Here is a 22184-nt window from a genome sequence, read left to right as displayed (position 1 = left end):
TCGGTTTCGCGGCCGAATCCGCGCAGCCTGGTATGGCCGGCCGTCGGCCGACGTCTGGGAGGTGGAACCGGTGGGTGCCCGGGCGGGGTTATCGCGAGGCCACCCGGGCCTGGACACGCTGTTGTGCCTGTTCCATCACAACAGCCAGGACGATGACGCTTCCCTTCACGACGAGCTGCCAGAAGGCCGAGACACCGACGAGCACGAGGCCGTCGCTGAGGAATCCGATGACGAAGGCGCCCATGACAGTGCCGACGATGGTGCCCTTGCCACCGAACAGTGAGGTGCCGCCGAGTACGGCCGCGGCGATCGCGTTGAGTTCGTAGGTCGTCGCGGTGTCGGGGTACGCCGCGCCGAGTTCGGACGTGAGAAGCAGTCCGGCCAGCGCGGCGCAGGCACCGGAGATCATGTACGTCGCGGCCTTGATCCGGTTGGTCCGTATGCCGGCGAGGACGGCCGCGCGCTCGTTGCCGCCTACGGCGTAGACGCGCCGGCCGAAGGCGGTGCGGTTGGTGACGAGAACGGCCGCGGCCGCGACCACCACCATGATCCACACTGCCGCTGGAAGGCCGAGCCAGCTGTCGACGCCGATGATCGAGAAGCCGGTGTTGCCGCGTGACGGGCGCCCGGCCAGATCGGGAAAAGTGCCGCCGTTGCTGCGCAGATCGGCGAAGCCACGCGCGACGTAGAGCATGCCGAGGGTGGCGATGAACGGTGCCACGCGTAGCCGGGTTATGAGCAGACCGTTGACCGCGCCCACGCCGGTACCGACCAGGATGCCGATGAGGATGACCATCACGGCCGAGAAGTAGACGGTGATTCCCGGCAGCCGCAGTCCCTCGTACAGCAGACCGCCGACGATCATGCCGGCCAGTCCCGCGATCGAGCCGACCGACAGGTCGATCCCGCCGGTGAGGATGACGAACGTGACGCCGATGGCCAGGATCGCGTTGATGGACACGTGCTTGGTCATCAGGGTGAGGTTGCTCTGGCTGAGGTAATGCGGGGACAGTGTGTTGAAGATGACGATCAGCAGCACCAGGACGATGGCGGTGCGCCCGCGCAGCAGTAGAAGCAGCAGGGCACGCGGTGACCACCGCGACGCGTCCCGCGGCTCGGCCGGTGTCGACGTGGGTGTCGTCTCACCCTTGACAGTGGCGGTCACGCTTGCCCTCCGAGTGCCTTCTCCGACGCGGCTGCCGCGACGAGTTCCTTTTCACTGACCCGGCCCGCCTCGAACTCGCCCGTGATCCGCCCCTTGGCCATGACCAGGATGCGGTCGGCCATGGCCATCACCTCGGCGAGTTCCGATGAGGCGAACAGGACGCCCAGCCCTCGCCCGGCGAGATCGCTGATGACCCGTGAGATCTCGGCCTTGGCACCGACGTCGACACCGCGGGTCGGCTCGTCCAGCAGCAGCACGGTCGGCTCGGTGAGCAGCGCACGCGCCAGCACCACCTTCTGCTGGTTGCCTCCGCTCAGCGCGGTGACCTCGGCGTCCAGGGCCGGTGTCTTGATACGCAGGTCCGCCACCTGCTCGCGGGCACAGGACTTCTCCCGCCGGGGCGAGAGCAACCAGCGCCGGCTGAGGGCGGTCAGGCTGGACAGCAGGACGTTGTCCTTCACCGACAGCGTCTGCACCAGACCTTCGCGCTGGCGATCCTCGGGTACGAGCGCCAGCCCTGCGGCCAGACGAGCGGGCACGTTCGCCTCGGCGCACAACCGGCCGCGCACCCGGATCTCGCCCGCGCCGGCCCGGCGGGAGCCCATCAGGCATTCCATGAGCTCCGTACGCCCGGCGCCCATCAGCCCGTACACCCCGACGACCTCCCCCTGGCGCACCTCGAGGGAGACGGAGTCGAGGACGGGGCCGGCCGGGCCAGGCGCGGTCAGGTCGGTTACCGACAGCAGCGCCTCGCCGACCTCGGCGCTGTTGTGCGCGAACAGCCCTTCCTGACTGCGCCCCACCATCTGCCGCACGATCCAGCCGGTGTCGGTCTCGGTCATCGGCGCGTGCGCGACCAGTCCCCCGTCACGCAGCACCGTGACGTGGTCGCCGATCCGGCGGAACTCTTCGAGACGGTGCGAGATGTAGATGACGGTCACGCCGTCCCGCCTCAGGTCGTCCATCACTTCGAAGAGGGTGTCGACCTCCTGGTTGCTCAGCGCGGACGTCGGCTCGTCCATGATGAGGACGCGGACGTCCTCGGCGAGCACGCGCCCGATCTCGACCAGTTGCTGCTGGCCGATCGGCAGCGCGCCGACCGGCGTGGCAGGGTCCACGCGCAGGCCCAGGCGGGCCAGGACCGCGGCGGCCTGTGCCCTTTCCGCCGCGAAGTCGACCATGCGAAGCGCCCCGCGCGGCTCGCGGCCGGCGAAGATGTTCTCCGCGATGCTCAGGTTGGGGAAGAGGCTCAGCTCCTGATGGATGATGCCGATGCCGTGACTCATCGCGTCCCGCGGCGACCTGAAGGAGACCTCCTCCCCGTCGAGCAGGATCGTGCCGGAGGTCGGCGACTCCGCGCCGGCCAGGATCTTCATGAGGGTCGACTTGCCCGCGCCGTTCTCCCCCACCAGCACGTTCACCTTGCCCTCGTAGGCCGTGAACGTCACGTTCCGCAGCGCGCGCACGCCGCCGTAGGACTTGCTGATGTCCCGCGCCACCAGGATGGGCCGGTCGTCCGGGGGCGTCACGACAACTCCAGCCGCACCGGCGTCACCACGATGTTCTTCGGGTCCAGCAACTGGAACGCGCCGGCGAAGCCGACCGTCCTGCCCTCCGCGCTGCCGAGGTCTACGGGAGCCACGACCTTCTGGCGCACCTCGGTGTTGAGCGCGGTCGCCGCGCCGGCGTAGTCGACCTGGTTGGTGAACTGACCGAAGCCGATGAACCCCACCGCGTCGCGCAGGGCGGTGCCGAGGAAGACCGGGCCGATCGCGATGTTCAGGTCGGCCTTTCCGTCCGGCGGGTTCAGGTCCACCTGGAGCTGACCCGCGCCGGTGGACCTCGCCACCGACAGCACCTTCCCGGCGCCCTTGATCATGACGGCGTACGGGCTTCCCGCGCCGGTCTGCCGCCCGAACTTCTTTCCGGCCTCGGCGGGGTCCGCCTTGACGGCCTTGAGAACCGTCTCCGCCTCGACGGCCTTGGCGAGCACGGTCGGGACTACTTTCGCCGACCAGATTCCGGCCGCGTACGCCGTGGCGTCGAAGGCGCCGTCCTGGGCACCCGTACGAGACCCGGACTTTTCGACCACATAGACGCCGGGCACCCGGGCGCAGCCGGCCACGGCCACGGTGACGACGAGTGCGGCCACCAGCCCGAGCGCCGACGACCGGGGTATGCCGTCACACCGCTTGTCTCGACTGTCCCGACCGACCATTGAATTTCCATTCACTTACGATTGAAGATGCGTATAGTGTCGCTCTGTGTTGCCGCCAGGTCAACCACTCGTAGACGTCGTGACCTGGTCGTTAAATCGAGGTAACGGCGCTGGTCAGCCGGTGGTTTCGTCCGGCTGGCGCAGACGGGCCCTGGCCACCGCCAGGTGCCAGGAGGCGATCCGCCCCGTTGGTCCGGCGCCGTCGGCACACGGCGTGAAGACGTCACGGTCCCTGGGCAGTTCGCGGAGGTCGTCGTCGCTCCAGACACCCGCCGTCCGGCCGGCGAGGTGTGCCGCCCCCAGCGCCGAGAGGTCCGGGGTCCGCGCCCGCCACACCGGCGTCCGGCTGAGGTCGGCCTGCAGTTGCATCAGCATGCTGTTGGCACTGCCGCCGCCGTCGGCAAGCAGGCAGCGCACCGGGCCCACGCCTCGGGCCACGGCGTCCACCACGTCGTTGACCTGCAGGGCGATCGACTCTATGGCGGCGCGGGCGAGCTGCTCCGGAGTGGCGCCCAGGGCGAGCCCGCTGATGGTGGCCGTGGCGTGCTCGTCCCACCAGGGAGCGGCAAGCCCGCCGAAGGCCGGCACGATGTCCACGCCCGCGCTGCTCGCGCCCTCCGCCATGACGACCAGATCGTCTGGAGTCGTCCGCAGCAGCGTCGCCAGCCACGCCAGCACCGCGCCGGTGGCCCTGATGTTGCCCTCCACCGCGTACGCGGCCGCGCCGTCGTCCCACGCGATGGTCAGGCACATCCCCTGCGGGACCTCGTCGAGGCCGTCGACGAGTCCCATCACCGAGGACCCGGTCCCGTACGTCGCCTTGACCAGCCCGGGTGTGACAGCGCCGTGCGCCAGGAGGGCCGCGTGCGAATCCCCCAGCACACCGGCCAGCGGTACCGACGGCGGCAGCCCGGGCAGGTTCCGGATCTCGCCGAAGGGCCCGTCCGACCGTGTCAGGGTGGGCAGCACCTCGGGCGGCACGCCGAACAGGTCCAGCAGCTCGTCGCTCCAGGCCCGCCGGCGGACGTCGAGCAGCTGGGTGCGCGCGGCGTTGCCCATCTCGATGCGGTGCGAACCGGTCAGCTGCCAGATCAGCCAGGAGTCGACGGTGCCCAGGCACAGCTCACCGCGCCCGGACCGCCGCCGGTCCGGGTCGTAGTGGTCCAGCAGCCACCGGGCCTTGAGCGCGCTGAACATCGGATCGAGCGGCAGCCCGCTGATGCCGCGCACCAGTTCGCCGGCACCGCTCGCCCGCACCCGCCGGCACGCGTCGACGGTCCGCTGGTCCTGCCAGCCGAGCATCGGCCCGACCGGGAGCCCGGTGGCGCGCTCCCACAGCATCAGGGACTCACGTTGGTTGCTGATCCCGACGGCGGCGACGGCGGCCGGGTCATGACCGGCCAGGCACCGGGCGACGCCGTCGCGCACGCTCGCCCAGATGTCCATCGGAGACTGCTGGACCCAGCCGGGGTGCGGGTACTCGATGCCCACCGGGATCGAGGCACGAGCCACGACATATCCGGCGGCATCCACGAGCAGGCACTTGGTGGCACTCGTGCCCTGGTCGATCGCCAGGATCAGCGGGTCACCCACGGTGGTGACCCGTGAGATCCCGCGCGGCGGCGGCGATGCCCTCCGCGGTCAGTCCGAAGTGCTCGAGGAGGAACTCCGTCTCGCCGGTGGGCGCGAACACCCCCGGCACACCCAGCAGCCTCATCGGCACCGGTGCGTGCTGGACCACGAACTCCGCGACCGCTCCGCCCAGCCCGCCGTAGACGGTCGCCTCTTCGGCCGTGACGATCCCGCGCGTCTGCGTGGCCGCGGCGAGGACGGCCGCCTCGTCCAGCGGCTTGATGGTCGCCATGTTCAGCACGCGGGCGCGGATGCCGGAGGCGCGCAGCCGGGCGGCCGCCTCGACGGCACGCGAAACGAGCGTGCCGGCGGCCACGATCGTGACGTCGTCGCCCTCCACGAGCGTGCCGGCGCGGCCGATCTGGAACGGCTCCCCGTCCGGCATCACCTGGGGCACCTTGAAGCGGCCGATACGCAGGAAGACCGGACCGGCGTGGTCGAGGGCCCACCGCACCGCACCGCGGGTCTGGACCGGATCGGCGGGAACCACGATGGTCATGCCGGCGATGGCCCTCAGCCAGGCGAGGTCTTCGATCGAGTGGTGGGTCGGCCCCAGCGGGCCGTAGGCCATGCCGGGGCTCATCCCGCACAGCACGACGTGGGCGTTGCTGTAGGCGAGGTCCGCCTTGATCTGCTCCAGCGCCCGTCCGGTCAGGAACGGCGAGGCGCCGCAGACGAACGGCACGTACCCGCCCCCGGCCAGACCGGCCGCGACGCCGACCATGTCCTGTTCCGCGATGCCGACGTTGATCAGGCGATCGGGGAACTCCTCGGCGAACCCCCCGAGATTGCTGGAGCCGACGGAGTCGTTGCACACGGCCACGATCCGCTCGTCGTCGCGTGCCAGCGCGCGCAGTTCGTCGGCGAAGGCGACACGGCAGTCGAAGGTCTCTCCCGTGGTCACGGCGCCGCTCACTGGGCCAGTTCCAGGAGTGCGGCTTCGGTCTGCTGCGGCGAGGGCACCTTGTGGTGCCACTCCACTCGGTCTTCCATGAAAGAGACGCCCTTGCCCTTCACCGTGTTCGCGATGACACACGTCGGCCGCCCGGTGGACTCGGGCGCCAGGGCCGACAGCAGCGCCAAGTGATCATGACCGTCCACCTCGCTCACCTGCCAGCCGAAGCTGCGCCACTTGTCCGCCAGCGGTTCCAGCCGGTTGGTCGCCTCCGTACGCGCACCCTGCTGTAGCCGGTTACGGTCCACCACGGCGATCAGATTGTCCAGCCCCCGGTGGCCGGCGGCCATCGCCGCCTCCCAGTTGCTGCCCTCCTGCAACTCGCCGTCGCCGAGCACGACGTACACCCGCCGGGACGATCCGGCGAGACGCCCGGCGATGGCCGCGCCCACACCGACCGGCAGGCCATGGCCGAGCGGGCCGGTGTTGGTCTCCACACCCGGCACCTTGGTGCGATCCGGGTGCCCGTTCAGCGGCGAGAGCGGCGCCATGAACGTTCCAAGCGCCGACGGCGGGAAGAACCCGCTGTGCGCGAGCGTGGTGTACAGAGCGGCGGCGCAGTGGCCCTTGCTCAAGATGAACCGATCCCGGTCCGGCCAGTCGGGCCACTCGGGGTCGACCCGCAGCACCGCCGCGTACAGGCAGGTCAGGATGTCGAGCACGGACAGATCGCCGCCCACGTGGCCCATGCCGGCCGTACGGATCGTCCGCAGGACGGCCGCACGCGAGCTGTCCGACGCCGCGCGCAGCGCCTGGGCCTGAGCCTGGGGATCCGAGGTCTCGATGAGGCGTCGCAATGCCCGCCACCGCTTGACCTGTTCCCTGTCCACTTGGAGCATCGAATACCTATTCAGTAGTGAATTGATTCTCAGGCTCATCTTGGCGTCACGCCGAAGCACAGTCAACAGTGAATGGAAATTCAGCTACGATGAGGGCGTGAGGGGTCCCCACTCCCGGTCGCCAAAGGAGTCCCGTGCCCAGCGAACGCAGCAACCTGCGAGAGCCCGTCATCGGTGGTCTGGCGCCCGGTCAGCTACGACTGCTGACCAAGGTCGCCCGCTTGTATCACGAACACGGCATGCGTCAGCCGCAGATCGCCGAGCAGCTGCACATCTCCCAACCCCGGGTGTCCCGCCTGCTGAAGCAGGCCGTCGAGCTGGGCATCGTCCGCACGACGGTGGTGACCCCGGCCGGCGTGCATGCCGAGCTGGAGGAGCAGATCGAGCGCCGCTTCGGCCTGCGGGACGTGGTGGTGGCCGACCCCGGTCACCCCTCGCCGAGCGAGCAGTCCACCCTGCAGGCCATCGGCGCGGCCGCCGCCGTATACCTGGAGACCACGCTCACCGGCGGCGACCGCATCGGCATCTCGTCCTGGAGTTCGACGCTGCTGGCCACCGTCGACGCCATGCGCCCTCGGCCCACTCCGGTCGCCGACCAGGTCGTGCAGATCATAGGAGGGGTCGGCAACAGCACGTCGCAGGTCTACGCCACTCGCATCGCCGACCGGCTGGCCGTCCTCACCGGTGCCGAGGCGGTCTTCCTCCCCGCTCCCGGGCTGGCCGCGTCGCCCGCGGCGCGCGAGGCGCTGATGGCCGACCCGCACATCAGCGACGTCCTCGCCACGTACGACGGCCTGACGATGGTGCTCGCCGGTGTGGGCAGTCTCGAGCCCTCACCGCTCCTGGTGGAAAGCGGCAACGCGATCGCCGACGCCGAGCAGGAGGCGTTGCGCAAGCTCGGTGCGGTCGGCGACATCTGTCTGCGCTTCTTCGACGAGAAGGGCGAGCTCGTCAAGTCCGCACTGGACGACCGGGTGCTGGGCATCGACGCCGAGACACTGCGATCGATACCGCGCCGGGTCGCGATCGCGGGCGGCACCCGCAAGTACACCTCGATCCGTGCGGCGCTGCGCGGCGGCTGGGTCGACGTCCTGGTCACCGACCTCGGCGTGGCACGCCGCCTCGCCGAGGAGCCCGACGGTCAGTAGTGCTCTGACGCAACCTCTTCCCGGCCGTGCGATCCGCGTCGGCCGGGACTCACGCCCTGCCGGGGTCGCCTGCCGACGCGGCGGGATCCGGAAGGATCACCGCGGCCCGACCCTCGGCCGTGCGTTCCGAACACACCCTTGCGTCCGCACGGTGGAGGCACCGGCTGGGGAGGGGCGAGCGCGGTCACCTGCAGCCTGACGACGCTCGCCCATCCGTTCGATGTTCCCGGTCCTCACCCGAACAGCGCACGCCGCACGATGCGCTGGGCGGCCAGGGCGTCATGGCTCGCCCGCGCCTCCGCCAGCTCCTCCACCGGCAACCGCCGGGCCCGCTCGCGCAGCAGGTCGATGGCGTCCAGGCTGTCCCTCACCGCCACGACCGGGTCTTCACGGTACGGGAACAGGTCGAGCTTGAGGGGCGCGTCCCAGCCCAGTTGCTCGACGGTGTGCAGGAATTCGAGCGTCTCGATGACATGCAGCGCCCCGACGGTCAGGTCGTCGTCCCACTCACGGTAGTTGTCGCACAGCTCGACGTCGACAAGCCGGCCACGTGCGTGCGCGAGCGTCAGCGCCTCGGCCGGGTTCTCCTTCGCGAACAACGAGTGCCCGAAGTCGATCACCAGGCCCACGTTGTCGACGCGCATGTCCTCGATCGCCAGCAGGCTGGCCGCCGCCGTGCTCCAGAACAGCCGGGTGCGCGGCTCCTTCAGCTTGTACTCGATGCCGAACCGGACGTCGGGATGAGCGGCCGCCACACTGCCGATGCCCTCCAGGCTCCAGCGCCGCAACTGTGCGTAGTCCACCTGGAAGGGGTAGTCGTAGCCGTCCTGACCCGGCCAGAACTTCACATAGTCGGCGCCAAGCCGCTTGGCCACCTCCACCGACTCGTGCGCCAGATCGACGGCCTCGGCGCGCACCTTGGCATCGGGGTGCGTGAACGACCCGCGGGCGAAGCTCCGGCCATAGATCACCGGCGTGATCGTGCGGGCGTGCAGGCCGTGCTTGTCCAGCGCCCCCTGCACGTCGTGGTCGGTGATGTCCGGCGAGGACCACGGATAGTTCAGGTCCACCCCCGATAGGCGACCCGTGCTGCCCGCTGCCTCGATCGCGTCGATCGTGCTGACCGTCGGCCCGTAGCCGTCGGTCGCGTACCGGTCCAGGATCTGACCGAACACCCAGATACCCGCTGTGTAAGCCACGCGAGGTCCTCCTTAAATATAAATTCAGGGTCGAATAAACTCCAGCATCCGGCATGCCGGCAAGCCGCGTCAAGCGTGGGAGTGCCGCGACCGGGACTGGCCACGGCCACCACGCGATCGACGAAGGTCGTCACGTGGTGGCCGTCTCCATGCGATCTCAAGCAGGAAGATCGCTGTGTGTCACCGGAGTGCCGCCGGCCGGTCTAGCCGAAGTTGACGACGAGGTGGCCGTCCGAGGCGAAGGACCAATGCATGGCGCCCCGGTAGGAGGAGCACCGGGACCCGTTCGAGCCGGTCCAGAACTGGTTGGAGCCGTCGGCGTTGCCGACGATCGAGTCGTTGGGGCTGCTGCTGTTGAAGCGGCACGAGGTGTTGTCGCGGAACGTCGAGCTTCCGGCGCCCCAGTAGAAGTTGCGGTTCTTGTTGTCGATGCTGACGTTGTCCGACACCGTCATCGAGCCGGGGTTCTTGTTGTAGGTGAACCCGGTCGCGCCGTTCTGGTAGGCGATGTTGCCCCGGACGGTGTGGTTGACGGCGATGTTCTCCCCGCCGAGCTTGAAACCGTTGCGGTCGCCGTTGGTGTTCTGGGTGCCGTTGGTGAGGGTGCCGTTGCCGTAGGACAGGGAGTTCTCGATGGTGACCGGGCCGATGGCTCCGGTCTCCGCCTTGGTGTAGAGGTCCCAGCCGTCGTCGATGTTGTTGTGGGACACGTCGTAGCGGAAGACGTTGCCGGAGCCGGAGGTGAGCTTGGCGGCGAAACCGTCGGCGTTCTCACCGCTGGGGTCGACGTTGTCGTACGACTCGGAGCTCACGATGAGGTTGTTGGACGGCCAGTTGGAGTTGCTGGATCCGCTCCGGCCGAGCTGGAGGCCCGTGTCGGCGTTCTGGCGGGTCACCACGCGCTCGATGACGTTGTTGCTGCCGCCCATGTAGATGCCGTTGTCACCGGCCTTCTGGACGACGATGCCGTAGACGTGCCAGTACGACCCGTTCAGGACGAGCCCGCGCTGACCCACGGCCTCAGCCGAGAAGTCCAGGATCGGGGTCTCGCCGGGGTAGGCGGACAGGGTCTTGCGGGCGCCCGAGGTGCCGCTGTTGCTCACCTGGACAGTGATCGTCTCGGAGTACTTGTACGTCCCGCCGAGCATGTAGATCGTCCCACCGGCGGCGACGCGGGTGAGCGCCGTTTCGAGCGTCGTCGGGTTCGACTTCGTTCCGGCCGCGCTCGAGCTGCCGCTCGGCGACACGTAGATCGCGCCGTTCGTCGGTGTGGTCGTGGGCGTAGGGGTGGAGGTCGGGCTCTTGGTGGGCGTAGCCGTAGGGGTGGACGTCGGGGTCTTGGTCGGGGTGGCGGTGGGGGTCGAGGTGGTGGTGGAGCCGGTGCAGGTGACGCCGTTGAGCTTGAAGGTCGTCGGCTTGGGGTTGGAGGTCGTCCAGGTGCCGTTGAAGCCGATGCCCACGGACGCCCCGGTGGCGATGGCGGCGTCGTAGTCCACGTTCTTGGCCGTGACGTTCTGCCCGCTCTGGCTGTAGGTGGCCGACCAGCCTTGGCCGACCTTCTGACCGGAGTCGGGGAAGGTCCAGGTGAGGGTCCAGCCGTTGATGGCGCTGCCCAGGTTCTGGATCGTGATGTTGGCGGTGAAACCGCCCTGCCAGTCGCTGGTGGTGTACGTGACCGCACATCCGGTCGCGGCCTGGGCCGGGGCCGCGACCGCGAACGCCGCCGCGGCGAGGGGGACGGCGGCCGTCGCGGCGGCCAGGCGGGCCACACGGGCCCGGCGGGTGATCGGACGCATCGAATGCTCCTCAGGGGTGATGGGGGTTGTCGTCAGGGAGGCCGTGGTGGCCCCCCGGCTGGGGGTGAGGTCTTGGTCGGAGGCCGATGACGGAGGCGGCGTGTGCCGGTCTTACCGGAACGGGACCTGTCCTGCCGCGAGCGCCGCGCTCGGTGCTACCGGGGCCCGGCGCAGCGAGTGACGATCGCGGGCACGTCCTGGGCGTCGTCCATGGCGTAGCTGTAGGGAGGATTGGTGAAGGGAGTGACACCACCACCGATGCCCCCGGCTCCGGCGTCCTTCTTCCCGGTGGTGTTGTCGTAGACGTTGCCCCGGGCGGTGATGTACGACGGACGTTCGTACATCAACTGGTGAGGGTTCTTCACGCCCTTGAAGTAGTTGTTCTCGATCAGGACCGAAGCGAGCGCTCCCACACCGATGGCGTACGTGTTCCCACTGGCCGTGTAGTAGCTGTTGTAGACGTGGCCCTTGCCGAAGAGCATCCGCGGCATGCGCTGGTCGACCAGATCGGCGAACCAGTTGTGGTGATAGGTGGCGTTCTCCTTGCCCAGGTCCGTGGCGTCGTGGTCGGCGCCGGCGCTGACCAGGCTGGCGAAGCGGTGCGTGTGGCCGGGATCGGTGTACCAGAACTTCACCCAGGACACCGTCATGTAGTCCGAGCCCTTGGTGAGATCCATGAGGCCGTCGCCGGCGTCCCAGACGTTCAGGTGATCGAACCAAAGGTGATGTGCGCCTCGCGCGGCGATCGTGTCGGCCGGGCTGCCACCCTGCCCGGCTCCCTGGATGTTCAGGTTGCGGACGATGATGTTCCTGTTGCCGGCTGCGATGTCGATGCCACCACGGATGGTCGCGTTCTTGTCGGCGCCGATCAGCGTCTTGTCGCTGACGATTTCCACGGGAGAGGAACCGGTGCTGATCGTCCCGGAGATCTTCAGGACCCGCGGCGTGGAGTCTGCGGCGTACTTTCTCAGGTCCGCCAACGTGGTGATGGTCTGCGGAGTCGCGTTGCCGCCGCCCGTCGTCGTGCCGGCACCGCTTCCCGCGACGCTCGCCCAACCCACCAGTCTGTCGTCACAGTCACCGGCCGTAGGGGGGACCGTGGGCGTGGGCGAGGAGGTGGGCGTGGCGGTCGGGGTGGAGGTGGGACCGCTGGTCGGGGTGGTGGTGGAGCCGGTGCAGGCGACGCCGTTCAGGCTGAACGAGGCCGGCTTGGGGTTGGAGCCCGACCACGTGCCGTTGAAGCCGATGGACACCGACGCGCCGGTGGCGATGGCCGCGTTGTAATCCACGCTCATGGCCGTGACGTTCTGCCCGCTCTGTCTGTAGGTGGCCGACCAGCCGTTGGTCACTTTCTGGCTGCCGGCGGGGAAGGCGAACCCGAGGGTCCAGCCGTTGATCGCGCCACCCAGGTTCTGGATCGTGATGGTGGCGGTGAACCCGCCCTGCCAGTCACTGGTGGTGTAGGTCACCGCGCAACCGGTCGCGGCCTGGGCCGGGACCGCGACGGCCAACGCCGGCGCGGCGAGGGTGATCGCCGCCGCGGCAGCGGCCAAGCGGGCCATACGAGCCCTGCGGGTGATCGGACGCATCGAATTCTCGGTGGGGATAGCTGCCATGCGGCCAACTCCTTTCTCGTCGGCAGGGCGGCGCGGCTCCTGACGCTTCGCGGGCACGGACGCTCCGGGACGGACCCGTATCGAGCGAGCGGCGTCATCGCCGGTCGTCGCGGTTGCCGTCCGCATGCGTGCTCTCGACATCAGCTGGAGTCCGACTGGATCGAGGGTGGGCGGCCGCCAGCCCGGACCGGCGGCCGCCTCGGCTCGTGCAGGTTGTTCAGTTGACGTGGAGAACGACTCGGCGGTACGAGGCCAGAGAAGGACTGCCGTTGTCGGCGGCGCGCAGGACGATGTGGATGTCCTTGCCCGCCGCGGCAGAGGGCACTTGGACGGTGGCCGTCTGGGAGGTGGCACCGGTGATGCTCACCGCACCGGCATAGCCCGCGCCGGTGTCCTGCGACCAGCCATAGCTGATGCTGTTGCCATCGGGGTCGCCGGAGCCCGCGGCGCTGACCGAGACAGTGGCGCCCGCGCTGACGTTGACCACGACCGGCGCATACCCGGAGTTACCGGTGACGACCAGGCGCGGGTTCCTGTTGCCGGTGCCGTTGGTTGCCCAGCCGATGCGCGAGATGAAGTCGTTGACGGTGTCCTGCAGGTGGCTGTCGACCGCGGCCCGGCTCTTGTTGGCCGCGTCGCCGGAGTTGTCGAGGTAGGCCTGGGTCTGGCCGTCAGGACCGGTGCCGTAGACGAACCGGCCGCCGAAGCTCGCCTGACTCGGGTCCTGCGGGTCGTTCAGGCCCGGCCAGAGGTACAACCAGCTCGGCGTGTCACCTTCGACGATGTACTTCCAGGTGGGATACATGCCGCCGAGCGCGCCGTGGCCCTGGATCTTGGAGGTGTACTGCGACCAGTACGTACTCTTGATCTTCGAGCCGTACTCCCCCCATGCGGATTCCGACCAGATGTAGAAGAGGTTCTTGAAGTTCTTGCGCATCCAGAACTGGGCGCTGTTCGCGTAACCCTCTCCGTCGTAACCGCGGTCCTGGTCCGTGATGGCATGTACGCGGATCTTGGACAGGAACGTGTTGAACTGATCGGCCGACCGCGTCTTGCGGACGTCCCAGACGGCCTGCGCCAGCGTGTTGCCGCCGCCCCAGAAGGTGACCCACACCGGCCGCGGATCCGAGTCGTCCACAACCTTGATCACTTGCTGGCTCCCCGGTGAGGACTTGCCGTCACCCACGGCGTCCATGCCGCGGTCGGGCTGTCCCTCCTTGACGAGGCTGCGCAGATACGCCGGGCTGGGCCAGTAGCCGATCGGCTGCCGGCTCTCGTCGGCCATGAACCCCGTCTGCCCACTGCGCTTCATCAGCTTGGGAAGATCACGCTCGTAGGCGTCGATGACGTCATTGAGGTGGTAGGTCTGCAGTGGGCTGCTGCCATCAAGGCTCCATCCGGTGGTCGAGATGAGGCCCTCGATCTCGAACATGTCGGCGCTGGACAGCAGGTGGATGAACGACTCCATGTCGTCCGGTTCCCAGTTCGCCGACGTGATGTCGGTCATCACGATCACCCTCGGCTTCAGATCCCCGCCGGGCGGCGGGATGGTCGGCGTCGGGCTGGGGCTGGGGCTGGGGCTGGGTGACGGGGAGGGTGTGGTCGTCGTGGCGGAGAACTTCAGCCAGTCGAGGTTGACGTTGCCGTTGACGAAGACGAGTTTGACGTCCTTGACGCCGTTTTGCGCGGGAAGGGTGAGGGATTTGGTCTGGTAGGTGTCCCAGCCGCCGGTGCCGCCGACGGTCAGGGTGGCGGTGTTGACGCCGCCCACCCATACCTGGATCGCGGTGTTGCCGCCGCCGTTGGCCACGCTCATCTGGACCGTGGTGGTGCCGGAGTGCAGGTCCACGTTGTTGTACTGCGTCCAGGCGCCGGCTGCGACGTAGCACAGCACGCCGCTGCACACCTGCAGGGAACCACCCGAGCTGTCGTAGCTTTCGGCCTGGATGGTGGACCACCCGTCACGTGCGGCGGGAGAACCACTCGGGCTGGGGCTGGGGCTGGGGCTGGGGCTGGGGCTGCGGGTCGGGCTGGGGGTGGGGCTGGCAGTCGGGCTGGGCGTGGGGCTGGTGGTCACCGAGCCGGTGCAGGTGACTCCGTTGAGGGTGAACGCCGCTGGTGGGGGGTTGGTGGTGTTGTTCCACGTGCCGTTGAAGCCCACCTGGGCCGTCGCGCCGGTGCCCAGGCCGCCGTTGAAGGAGGCGTTGGTGACCGTGACGTCGGCGCCGGACTGGCTGACGGCGCCGTTCCACAGCTGGCTGATCGTCTGCCCGGCGGCGAAGGAGAACTTCAGCGTCCAGTTCGATATCGGGTCGCCGAGGTTCTTGACGTCGATGTTGGCTCCGAACCCGCCGGACCACTGGCTGGTGACCGTGTAGGTCACCTGGCAACCGGCCGCGGCACTGGCCTGAGGGGCGGCCGCGACCACCGCGCCGCAGGCCAGCGCGGCAAACGCCGTCACCGCGACCACACCGCGCCGTAGACGCGAGCGCGCGGCCCCTAACCGGGGAACGAATCTCATGCGGCTGACTCCTTTCTCGTCACCACCGCGGCGCGGCACGTGACACTTTCCGGACAGTCGGAAGCACCGGCACGGACCCGCATCGAGCGATAGACGAGATAGCCGATCACCGACATCGCCGCGAATACGAGCGATAGGCGTCACCTGGCTCCGCTGCCGTAATCGACCGTCATCATCACACGGAACCAATCCCATCTCAAGAAGAATTCAGTAATGAATATATATTCATTACTACGATATGGAAGCAGGCCTGGTAAGCACCTGCACGTATCGCCGCACCTTACCGCGCCTGGTCAGGACCAGGTCACAGCCCACGCGAGGGGGCAGTCACATGTGCTTCGGTGGGAATGGCGGCGCGTTCGTCCGCGCGCCTACCAGTGCCGCCGACTATCGGGGACCGCCTCGACTTCACACCGACCGTCATGCGTGCAAAAAATGCATGCATAAGTGACCCCGGATCGGGCGGAAGAACGGTGCCGACATTTTCGCCGATGCGGCTGTGCCCGGCAGGACGAATTTTCGTTCCCACTGTGCGACGGATTGATAGTGGTGCGGCCTCACCCCACGCGAAGAGGGAGTCCCAGCACGGCTCGAACCCTAGCCCGCCCCGTTCGGGTTCGCCACTCATAGACCCACCACTAAGGCATCTGCCCACGTCAAACCTTCGCCCCCCGTGAAACTTTCGCATGCACGGTCGGTTTGGGTCACCGTGTTGTTCGCCTCGGCTCGGCACCGTGATCGGCAGGGCCCAGTCGGGGTAGCACATTGGCCGCCGACGACGGGACTTCGACATAAGCCGGCGGGTTCGGCGTACGCACGTGCGAGGGAGCCGGGGAACTGTGTTCCCCGGCTCCCGGTCAGTCACTAGACGATGGTGAAGATGAGCCGCTGGTACGAGGTGAGGGCGGGCGTTCCGTTGTCCTTCACCTCCAGGATGATGTGGATCTGCTTGCCCCGCTCGTTGGGCACCACGAAGCTGGCGGCGTTCTTCGACGTGGCGTTGTTGAGGGACACCTTCGCCGAGACCGAGTCGGCGTCGCTGTACTCCCACCACTGGTAGCCGAGCCCGTTTCCGTCGGGGTCGGTCGACGGTGAGGCGTCGAGCGAGATCACCTGACCGGGCGACACGTTCCTCCGCAGGCTCCCGTTCACCTTTGCGTTCGGCTGGTGGTTGGCGCCGCTGTAGGAGGAGGCGACGTCCCAGTCCATTCGGGCCGCGAAGTCGTTCTGGGCTGCCGGGACCCAGCGCCAGTACATCTTGTTGCGGTCTCCGTCATCGGAGATGGTGGAGTCGGTGAGGTGGTTGGGCTTGCCGGCCGGGTCGTCGAAGATCGACCGGCCGCCCCAGCCGCCGAGCGTGTAGTCCTCGTCGGCGTCCAGGCCGTTGGCGATCTCGTGGAGGAAGGAGGGGGTGTCGCCCTCGCTCACGAAGCTCTGGGGATACATGGCGCCGAGCGGGCCGTGGCCGGTCTTGACGTTGGTGTCCAGCCAGGAGCTGGTCATGTAGGCCTTGACGTAGTCCGGGCTCGGCCCCGACAGGCTCTGGTAGTCCCAGACGTTGTCCCAGCGGTACGCCTCGTTGATGTAGGCCTCGTGGATGTTGTCCTCGATCCACTGACCGCCGCCGTCCTGATACCAGATGCAGTAGATGCGCACCTTGGAGACGGCCCGCTTGAAGTCGGCGGCAGAGTAGTAGGTCTTCAGCCGCCACAGCGCCGAGGCGACGGTGTTGGCGCCGCCCCACACCGTGATGTGCACCGGACGAGGGTCGTTGTCGAGCAGCGTGTTGATGATCAGCTGTTCACCCGGGGTGTTCTTGGTCGCCATATTGGGTGGCGCGACGTTGAGATCGGCGGAGTTCTCGTTGCCGACCCGAACTACGCCCTGCAGATAGCTCGCGTCCGGATAGTTGGGGTTGTGGCGCCTCAGGTTCGGCAGCACCTTCGCATAGTTCGCGAGCTCCGCTTCGATCCACTTGTCCTTGCTGTGGCCGCTCTTCTGGTACTTGGAGTTGGTCTGCACGATGCCCGCGACGTCGAAGTCGGAGGTGTAGTGCAAGAACCTGATCATGGTGCTGCGATCGTCGACCTCGCCGTCGGTCATCGCGATGACCCGCGGCTTCCCTTCACCGCCTGGGTCCTGGGTGGGGGTGGTGGAAACGGTCGGACTGGGACTGGGACTGGGACTGCGGGTCGGGCTGACGCTCGGGCTCGGGCTGGTGGTCACGGAACCCGTGCAGGTGACTCCGTTGAGCGTGAACGCCGTGGGCGCCGGGTTGCTCTTGTCGTCCCACGTCCCGTTGAAGCCCAGCTGGGTCGTCGCGCCGGCGCCCAGGCCGCCGTTGTAGGAGACGTTGGTGACGGTCACGTTGCCGCCGGACTGGCTGACGGTGCCGTTCCAGATCTGGCTGATCGTCTGGCCCGCCGTGAAGGAGAACTTCAGAGCCCAGCTGGATAACGGGTCGCCGAGGTTCCTGATGTCGATGTTGGCGCCGAAGCCTCCGGACCACTGGCTGGTGATCGTGTAGGTCACCTGGCAACCGGCCGCGGCACTGGCCTGAGGGGCGGCCGCGACGGCCGCGCCGGAGGCAAGCGCAAGCGCCGTCACCGCGACCACACCGCGGCGTAGGCGTGAGCGTACGGCCCCCAATCGGGGAATGGGTGTCATGCGGCTGACTCCTTTCTCGTCACGGCCGCGGCGCGGCACGTGACACTTTCCGGGCAGCTGAATGTGCCGACGCGGACCCGTATCGAGCGATAGGCGAAAAGGCCGGTCGCCGCGATTGTTGTCGCCGGCCGGATGGGAGCTCGGCGTCATCTGGTCCCGCCGTAATCGACCGTCATCTTCACACGGACCCGACTTTTACTCAAGAAGAATTCATGGGCGAATACATATTCGCCCATGGTCGTGCAGTGGACTGGCAGGCGTCCACTGCCCTGTCTCGCCGAGCCCCCATCCGCCCCTGGTCAGCAGCCCATGGAGGTGAGTGGTGCGCCGATGCCGATCTTGTCGCCGCGCCTAGCGGTTCACGTCGGCGCACACCCATCGTCGCCGCACCGGATAAGCATCCGTAGGCATTGCGTGGATAGGCAGGCACGGACCATGCAGAATAAGCCGGCACCACACCAATACGAGCGCTCTCCCCGACACGAGTTCCCACTGCCGCGCGGTCGCCGAATTCACGGCGGCACCGTCCAAGACGGGAGCCGGCGGATGCGCCCCGCCCCGGTCAGCACTTCCTTTCGGCCTACAAATCCGGTGCGCGGCAGGCAGGCTCGGCGTGCGGTGCGACAGCGACCCGGCGCGGCCTCTCCTCCCGCCGGGTGCAGGAGCACCGCTGCGCACGCCGGGACCGTACCCATCCCTTCCGCGATCCGGCCAGTCGCAGACTCCGGCGATCCGCCGTCTCCACACGTCGGACCCTTGCACCCCCTTGAAACTTTCGCCCAGACGACCACCGTGTGCCGATGAGCGGGAGAGCCCGTCTCCACCAAGGTGTGCCCTCGGAACACGGCCGAGATCATCGGCCAGGGCCATGTGCATGACAGGACGGCAGGCGGTCATCGGACTGCGCGACGACGGGCAGCCTTGACGGTCCCTCCGTGACACATGGATACTGCCGGAGCGTCAAATCTCTATTCCTTGCTGAATAGAGATTCAAGAAAGGAACTGCCGTGTCCCTCTCCGGCCCCTTCGTTCCCCGGCACCGGCATCGCATTCGCATGTTGACCTGTGGGATCGCCGCCCTGCAAGGTGTCCTCACTATGACCACTGCGCTCCCCGCGGCGGCCAAGCCCGCCGAGTCCTCCTGGGAAGGGAACCGGCCCAGAACGGTCGTCACCACCGACATGGAGAGCGACGACTACGCCTCACTCATCCGGTACCTGCTCTACACCAACGACGTCGACACTCAGGGGATCGTCTACAGCAGCAGCAAGTACCACTGGTCAGGGGACGGCCAGGGCACCCTCTTCTTCCTGCCCGGCCGCGAGTACACGACGCCGCAGGCGTCCTGGCGATGGACCGGAAGTCGCACCATCCAGGACCAGGCCCTGCGCGCGTACGCCGAGGTCTACCCCAACCTGCGGCGACACGACCCCCGCTATCCCACGCCCCACGCGCTGCTGTCCAAGGTCAAGATCGGCAACATCGATTTCGAAGGCGAGATGGCGAAGGACACCGAGGGCTCCGATCTGATCCGCAACCTACTGCTGGACCACGATCCCCGGCCGCTGTATCTGCAGGCGTGGGGCGGCACCAACACCATCGCCCGTGCCCTCAAGTCGATCGAGGACCGGTTCGCCGGCACCAAGCAGTGGCCCCGCGTCAAGGCCGCGGTCTCGGCGAAGGCGGTGATCCTGGCCAGCGGCTTCCAGGACGAGACCTACGCGAAGTACATCGCACCCGTCTGGCCGAGCGTCCGCGTGCAGAACATGGAAGCCGGATACGCCACCTGGGGCTTCAACTGTGAGTGGGGGCAGGGCAACATCCGCGGTCTACCCGCCGACCGGGTCTACTTCAGCGGTGAGTGGATCAAGCAGAATATCCAGATCGGGCCGCTGGGCTCGCTCTATCGGTCATGGCTGGACGGACAGTCGATGCCCGGCGACCCACTCGACATCTTCGGCGACTCCGAACGCGCCCCGAGCGGCTGGTGCAAGCCGCTGGCACCGTACGACTTCCTCTCCGAGGGCGACAACGTCGCCTTCAATCCCCTGCTCGACACCGGGATCCAGGCTCCGGAGAACCCGGCGCTCGGCGGCTGGGGCGGCCGGGCGACCCAGACGACCACCAGCCCGAACCTGTGGACCCTGGCGCGGACGGAGAAGGACGACACCGGCGCCGACGTCGAGAACTACACGACGCTGCGATGGGCCGGGGCCGCGCAGAACGACTTCGCGGCCCGCATGCGGTGGACCCTGACCCCCGACTATCGCGACGCCAACCACCCGCCCACCGTCAAGATCGTTGGTAGTGGGACGGTCCGGGCACGCCCCGGCTCCGTCGTCACGCTCACCGGCCTGGCCAGAGACCCCGACCATGATCGTGTGACGCTTCGCTGGTGGCAGTACCAGGAAGAAGGCACATATCCCGGCATTGTCACGATCACGGACCACGGCCAGGGTCGGGCCTCCGTCACCATCCCGGACGCCGAGCCGGGCCAGACCATCTCGATCATCCTCCAAGGCACCGACGACGGCGAGTTCCCCCTCACCCGCTACGACCGCGTGTTGATCCAGGTCTTCTGACCGGTTGAGTCGCACTGGGGTCTCGTGAAGGCCGAAAGCGATCGTCGGCTGACGAGCAATTGTCAAATCCTGTGTATCGATGAGTGTGGTCGGACTTCCCAGGTCGGCCGTTGGAGCTGATCGTTGTACACGATGATGTCGGCGTGGTCGGTTGGGCGGGCTGTGGCGAAGTAGAGCTGTTGGGAGGGGATATAGCGGTTGCGCCAGGACCGTTCGATTTCGGCGGTGTCGGCGGTGGATCCGGCCGGCGCTGTGCCTCGGTCCCGGGCGCGATCTACCGTCTGCTCGAATGGGACGGACACGAAGATGCGCAGGTCCCACCGGTCGATGAGTTCTGGGCGCAGGAGGAAGACGCCGTCGAAGAGCAGTACGGCGTCTGCGGGGGCGGTCGTGGCCGGCGGGGACGATGGAGTGTCGGTGTCTCTGTCGTAGACCGCGTGTTGGAACCTTCGGTCTCCGCCTGGGCCCAGCGGATCGAGCAAAACCCGGCACAGCGCGGCGTGGTCGTGGGCGTCGAAGTAGCAGCCTTCGGCCGAGTACTGGCCGCGTCGGTAGCGCTGTGCACGGGGGAAGAGGAAGTCGTCGATGGTCGCACGGATGACGTCGCGGTCCTGCGCGCGCAGGACGACGGCGAGCTCGTCGGCCAGCGTGGTCTTGCCGGCGGCGGGCGGCCCGTCAATGGCGACCCGCAGCGGGTGCGCGGTCGAGACGGACCTGATCGCCTCGGCCAGCCGACTGATGAGCTCGCCGCGGGTGCCTTGGTCCATTGCTGCCTCTCTCACGGTGTCTCTGTTTTAGCACCGCACGTCAGGCTGCGGTCGCCGGCTCGCGTTCGACGAGGACGCCTCGTTCGAAGCGGGCTCCGGCGCGGACGAGGGCGACGAGGTGGGGTGCGTTGACCGCGCGCCAGCGGGCCTGGGCGGACTCGATGAGTTTGAAGGCCATGGCCAGGCCGGCGGCTCGGGACCCGGGCCCTTTGGTGACCTTGGTGCGGTGCCGGACCGTGGCGCAGGTGGACTCGATCGGGTTGGTGGTGCGCAGATGCTGCCAGTGCTCGGCGGGGTAGGCGTAGAACTCGATCAGCGCGGGCAGCTCATCGGTCACCTTCGACGACCTTGGGGTACTTGGCGCCGTAGGCGGCCTCGAACGCCTTCACCGCGGCCAGGGCGTGGGTCTCCTCCTCGGCGTTCCAGATCTCGGCCAGGTGCTTCTTGGCCGCGGGGTGCGCCGATTTCGGCAGCGCCGAGAGCACGTTCGCGATCTTGTGAAGCCGTCAAGAAATAAGCCGTTGCTTTCTGATCTTGGGCTCGTTGGTGTGGTATGGCCATCTCCACCGAGGTCCGCGAGCAACTCGAGCTGAGATTCATGGTGTTGCTGCCGCATCTGAACGAGCGTCAACAGCGGCTGATGTTGGCGGCCGAGGCACGGCTGCTCGGACACGGAGGTGTGCGGGCGGTCGCCCGGGCGGCGGGAGTCAGCGAGACGACGGTCCGGTCAGGCATTTGCGAACTGGAGGAAGGCCACGACCCCTGGCCTTTAGACCGCGTCCGACGGCCAGGCGGAGGCCGCAAGCCGGTGACCGAACACAGTCCGGGACTGTTACCAGCACTGCTGGCATTGGTCGAGCCGGATGAGCGAGGCGATCCGGAATCACCGCTCCGCTGGACCACCAAGTCACTGCGGAAGTTGGCCGAGGAACTGAGCCGGCAAGGACACCGAGTCTCCGCCCCGACGGTAGGCAGGCTGCTGAAGGAGCAGGGCTTCAGCCTGCAGGCCAACGTCAAGACGCTGGAGGGCGCGCAGCATCCCGACCGGGACGTGCAGTTTCGCTATATCAACGACCGAG

Annotated in this window: 15 protein-coding genes and 1 pseudogene; 3 read left to right on the top strand and 13 right to left on the bottom strand. The window is 67.9% G+C overall.

Annotated elements, in window-relative coordinates; genetic code table 11:
- Positions 1-88: 88 nt before the first annotated feature.
- The 6 genes from QSK36_RS40720 to QSK36_RS40695 form a co-directional block, all read right to left on the bottom strand.
- A complete protein-coding gene (locus QSK36_RS40720; protein WP_285786110.1) occupies positions 89-1165 on the bottom strand; it encodes an ABC transporter permease in 1077 nt (358 codons plus the stop codon).
- Positions 1162-2694, bottom strand: a complete 1533-nt coding sequence (locus QSK36_RS40715; protein WP_285786109.1) for a sugar ABC transporter ATP-binding protein — start codon at positions 2692-2694, stop codon at positions 1162-1164. Before QSK36_RS40715 ends, QSK36_RS40720 begins: the two co-directional genes overlap by 4 nt.
- Complete coding sequence (locus QSK36_RS40710) at positions 2691-3383, bottom strand: DUF2291 domain-containing protein (RefSeq protein ID WP_285786108.1); 693 nt, start codon at positions 3381-3383, stop codon at positions 2691-2693. The genes QSK36_RS40715 and QSK36_RS40710 overlap by 4 nt, the downstream gene beginning before the upstream one ends.
- A gap of 114 nt (positions 3384-3497) precedes the next feature.
- The gene (locus QSK36_RS40705) at positions 3498-4976 is read right to left on the bottom strand and encodes an FGGY family carbohydrate kinase (RefSeq protein WP_285786107.1); all 1479 of its coding nucleotides are present in this window, start codon (positions 4974-4976) and stop codon (positions 3498-3500) included.
- On the bottom strand, positions 4969-5919 hold the full coding sequence (locus tag QSK36_RS40700) for a transketolase family protein (protein ID WP_285786106.1): 951 nt from the start codon (positions 5917-5919) through the stop codon (positions 4969-4971). The genes QSK36_RS40705 and QSK36_RS40700 overlap by 8 nt, the downstream gene beginning before the upstream one ends.
- 8 nt (positions 5920-5927) lie before the next feature.
- Complete coding sequence (locus QSK36_RS40695) at positions 5928-6809, bottom strand: transketolase (RefSeq protein ID WP_285786105.1); 882 nt, start codon at positions 6807-6809, stop codon at positions 5928-5930.
- A 134-nt stretch (positions 6810-6943) separates the two neighbouring features.
- Between QSK36_RS40695 and QSK36_RS40690 the strand changes: the two genes are divergently transcribed.
- Positions 6944-7957, top strand: a complete 1014-nt coding sequence (locus QSK36_RS40690) for a sugar-binding transcriptional regulator (RefSeq protein ID WP_285786104.1) — start codon at positions 6944-6946, stop codon at positions 7955-7957.
- Between the two features lie 233 nt (positions 7958-8190).
- Here QSK36_RS40690 and QSK36_RS40685 read toward each other — a convergent pair whose 3' ends face one another.
- From QSK36_RS40685 to QSK36_RS40665, 5 genes are all read right to left on the bottom strand, one after another.
- Entirely contained in the window at positions 8191-9156 is a 966-nt protein-coding gene (locus tag QSK36_RS40685; protein WP_285786103.1) for a sugar phosphate isomerase/epimerase family protein, read from the bottom strand.
- A gap of 203 nt (positions 9157-9359) precedes the next feature.
- Positions 9360-10952 (bottom strand): cellulose-binding domain-containing protein, encoded by a 1593-nt coding sequence (locus tag QSK36_RS40680; RefSeq protein WP_285786102.1) that lies wholly within the window; start codon positions 10950-10952, stop codon positions 9360-9362.
- 155 nt (positions 10953-11107) lie between these two features.
- Positions 11108-12568: a cellulose binding domain-containing protein gene (locus QSK36_RS40675; protein WP_285786101.1), complete on the bottom strand. Its 1461-nt coding sequence runs from the start codon at positions 12566-12568 to the stop codon at positions 11108-11110.
- Positions 12569-12785: 217 nt separating this feature from the next.
- Entirely contained in the window at positions 12786-15089 is a 2304-nt protein-coding gene (locus tag QSK36_RS40670; protein WP_285786100.1) for a nucleoside hydrolase-like domain-containing protein, read from the bottom strand.
- Positions 15090-15953: 864 nt separating this feature from the next.
- The gene (locus tag QSK36_RS40665; RefSeq protein WP_285786099.1) at positions 15954-17756 is read right to left on the bottom strand and encodes a nucleoside hydrolase-like domain-containing protein; all 1803 of its coding nucleotides are present in this window, start codon (positions 17754-17756) and stop codon (positions 15954-15956) included.
- A 1097-nt stretch (positions 17757-18853) separates the two neighbouring features.
- Here QSK36_RS40665 and QSK36_RS40660 point away from each other — a divergent pair.
- Positions 18854-20338: a DUF1593 domain-containing protein gene (locus tag QSK36_RS40660; protein ID WP_285786098.1), complete on the top strand. Its 1485-nt coding sequence runs from the start codon at positions 18854-18856 to the stop codon at positions 20336-20338.
- Between the two features lie 62 nt (positions 20339-20400).
- Here QSK36_RS40660 and QSK36_RS40655 read toward each other — a convergent pair whose 3' ends face one another.
- Both QSK36_RS40655 and QSK36_RS40650 read right to left on the bottom strand, forming a co-directional pair.
- Complete coding sequence (locus QSK36_RS40655; protein ID WP_183541853.1) at positions 20401-21105, bottom strand: cytidylate kinase family protein; 705 nt, start codon at positions 21103-21105, stop codon at positions 20401-20403.
- 40 nt (positions 21106-21145) lie between these two features.
- A pseudogene (locus QSK36_RS40650) lies at positions 21146-21605 on the bottom strand (transposase); the annotation flags it as partial.
- Positions 21606-21658: 53 nt separating this feature from the next.
- Here QSK36_RS40650 and QSK36_RS40645 point away from each other — a divergent pair.
- On the top strand, positions 21659-22184 hold a 526-nt coding region (locus QSK36_RS40645), incomplete at its 3' end, for an ISAzo13-like element transposase-related protein (RefSeq protein ID WP_502883450.1).

It is taken from the genome of Microbispora sp. NBRC 16548 (genome assembly GCF_030268985.1).
In the GTDB taxonomy this organism is placed as follows: Bacteria; Actinomycetota; Actinomycetes; order Streptosporangiales; family Streptosporangiaceae; genus Microbispora; species Microbispora catharanthi.
The sequence above is the reverse complement of the archived record's forward strand: the minus strand, read 5'-3'. Positions and strand labels throughout refer to the sequence as shown.

Coding starts and splice junctions, on each gene's coding strand:
- QSK36_RS40710 (WP_285786108.1), bottom strand. CDS start 3,383: ATGGTCGGTCGGGACAGTCGAGACAAGCGGTGTGACGGCATACCCCGG.
- QSK36_RS40695 (WP_285786105.1), bottom strand. CDS start 6,809: ATGCTCCAAGTGGACAGGGAACAGGTCAAGCGGTGGCGGGCATTGCGA.
- QSK36_RS40680 (WP_285786102.1), bottom strand. CDS start 10,952: ATGCGTCCGATCACCCGCCGGGCCCGTGTGGCCCGCCTGGCCGCCGCG.
- QSK36_RS40675 (WP_285786101.1), bottom strand. CDS start 12,568: ATGGCAGCTATCCCCACCGAGAATTCGATGCGTCCGATCACCCGCAGG.
- QSK36_RS40670 (WP_285786100.1), bottom strand. CDS start 15,089: ATGAGATTCGTTCCCCGGTTAGGGGCCGCGCGCTCGCGTCTACGGCGC.
- QSK36_RS40665 (WP_285786099.1), bottom strand. CDS start 17,756: ATGACACCCATTCCCCGATTGGGGGCCGTACGCTCACGCCTACGCCGC.
- QSK36_RS40660 (WP_285786098.1), top strand. CDS start 18,854: ATGACCACTGCGCTCCCCGCGGCGGCCAAGCCCGCCGAGTCCTCCTGG.
- QSK36_RS40655 (WP_183541853.1), bottom strand. CDS start 21,105: ATGGACCAAGGCACCCGCGGCGAGCTCATCAGTCGGCTGGCCGAGGCG.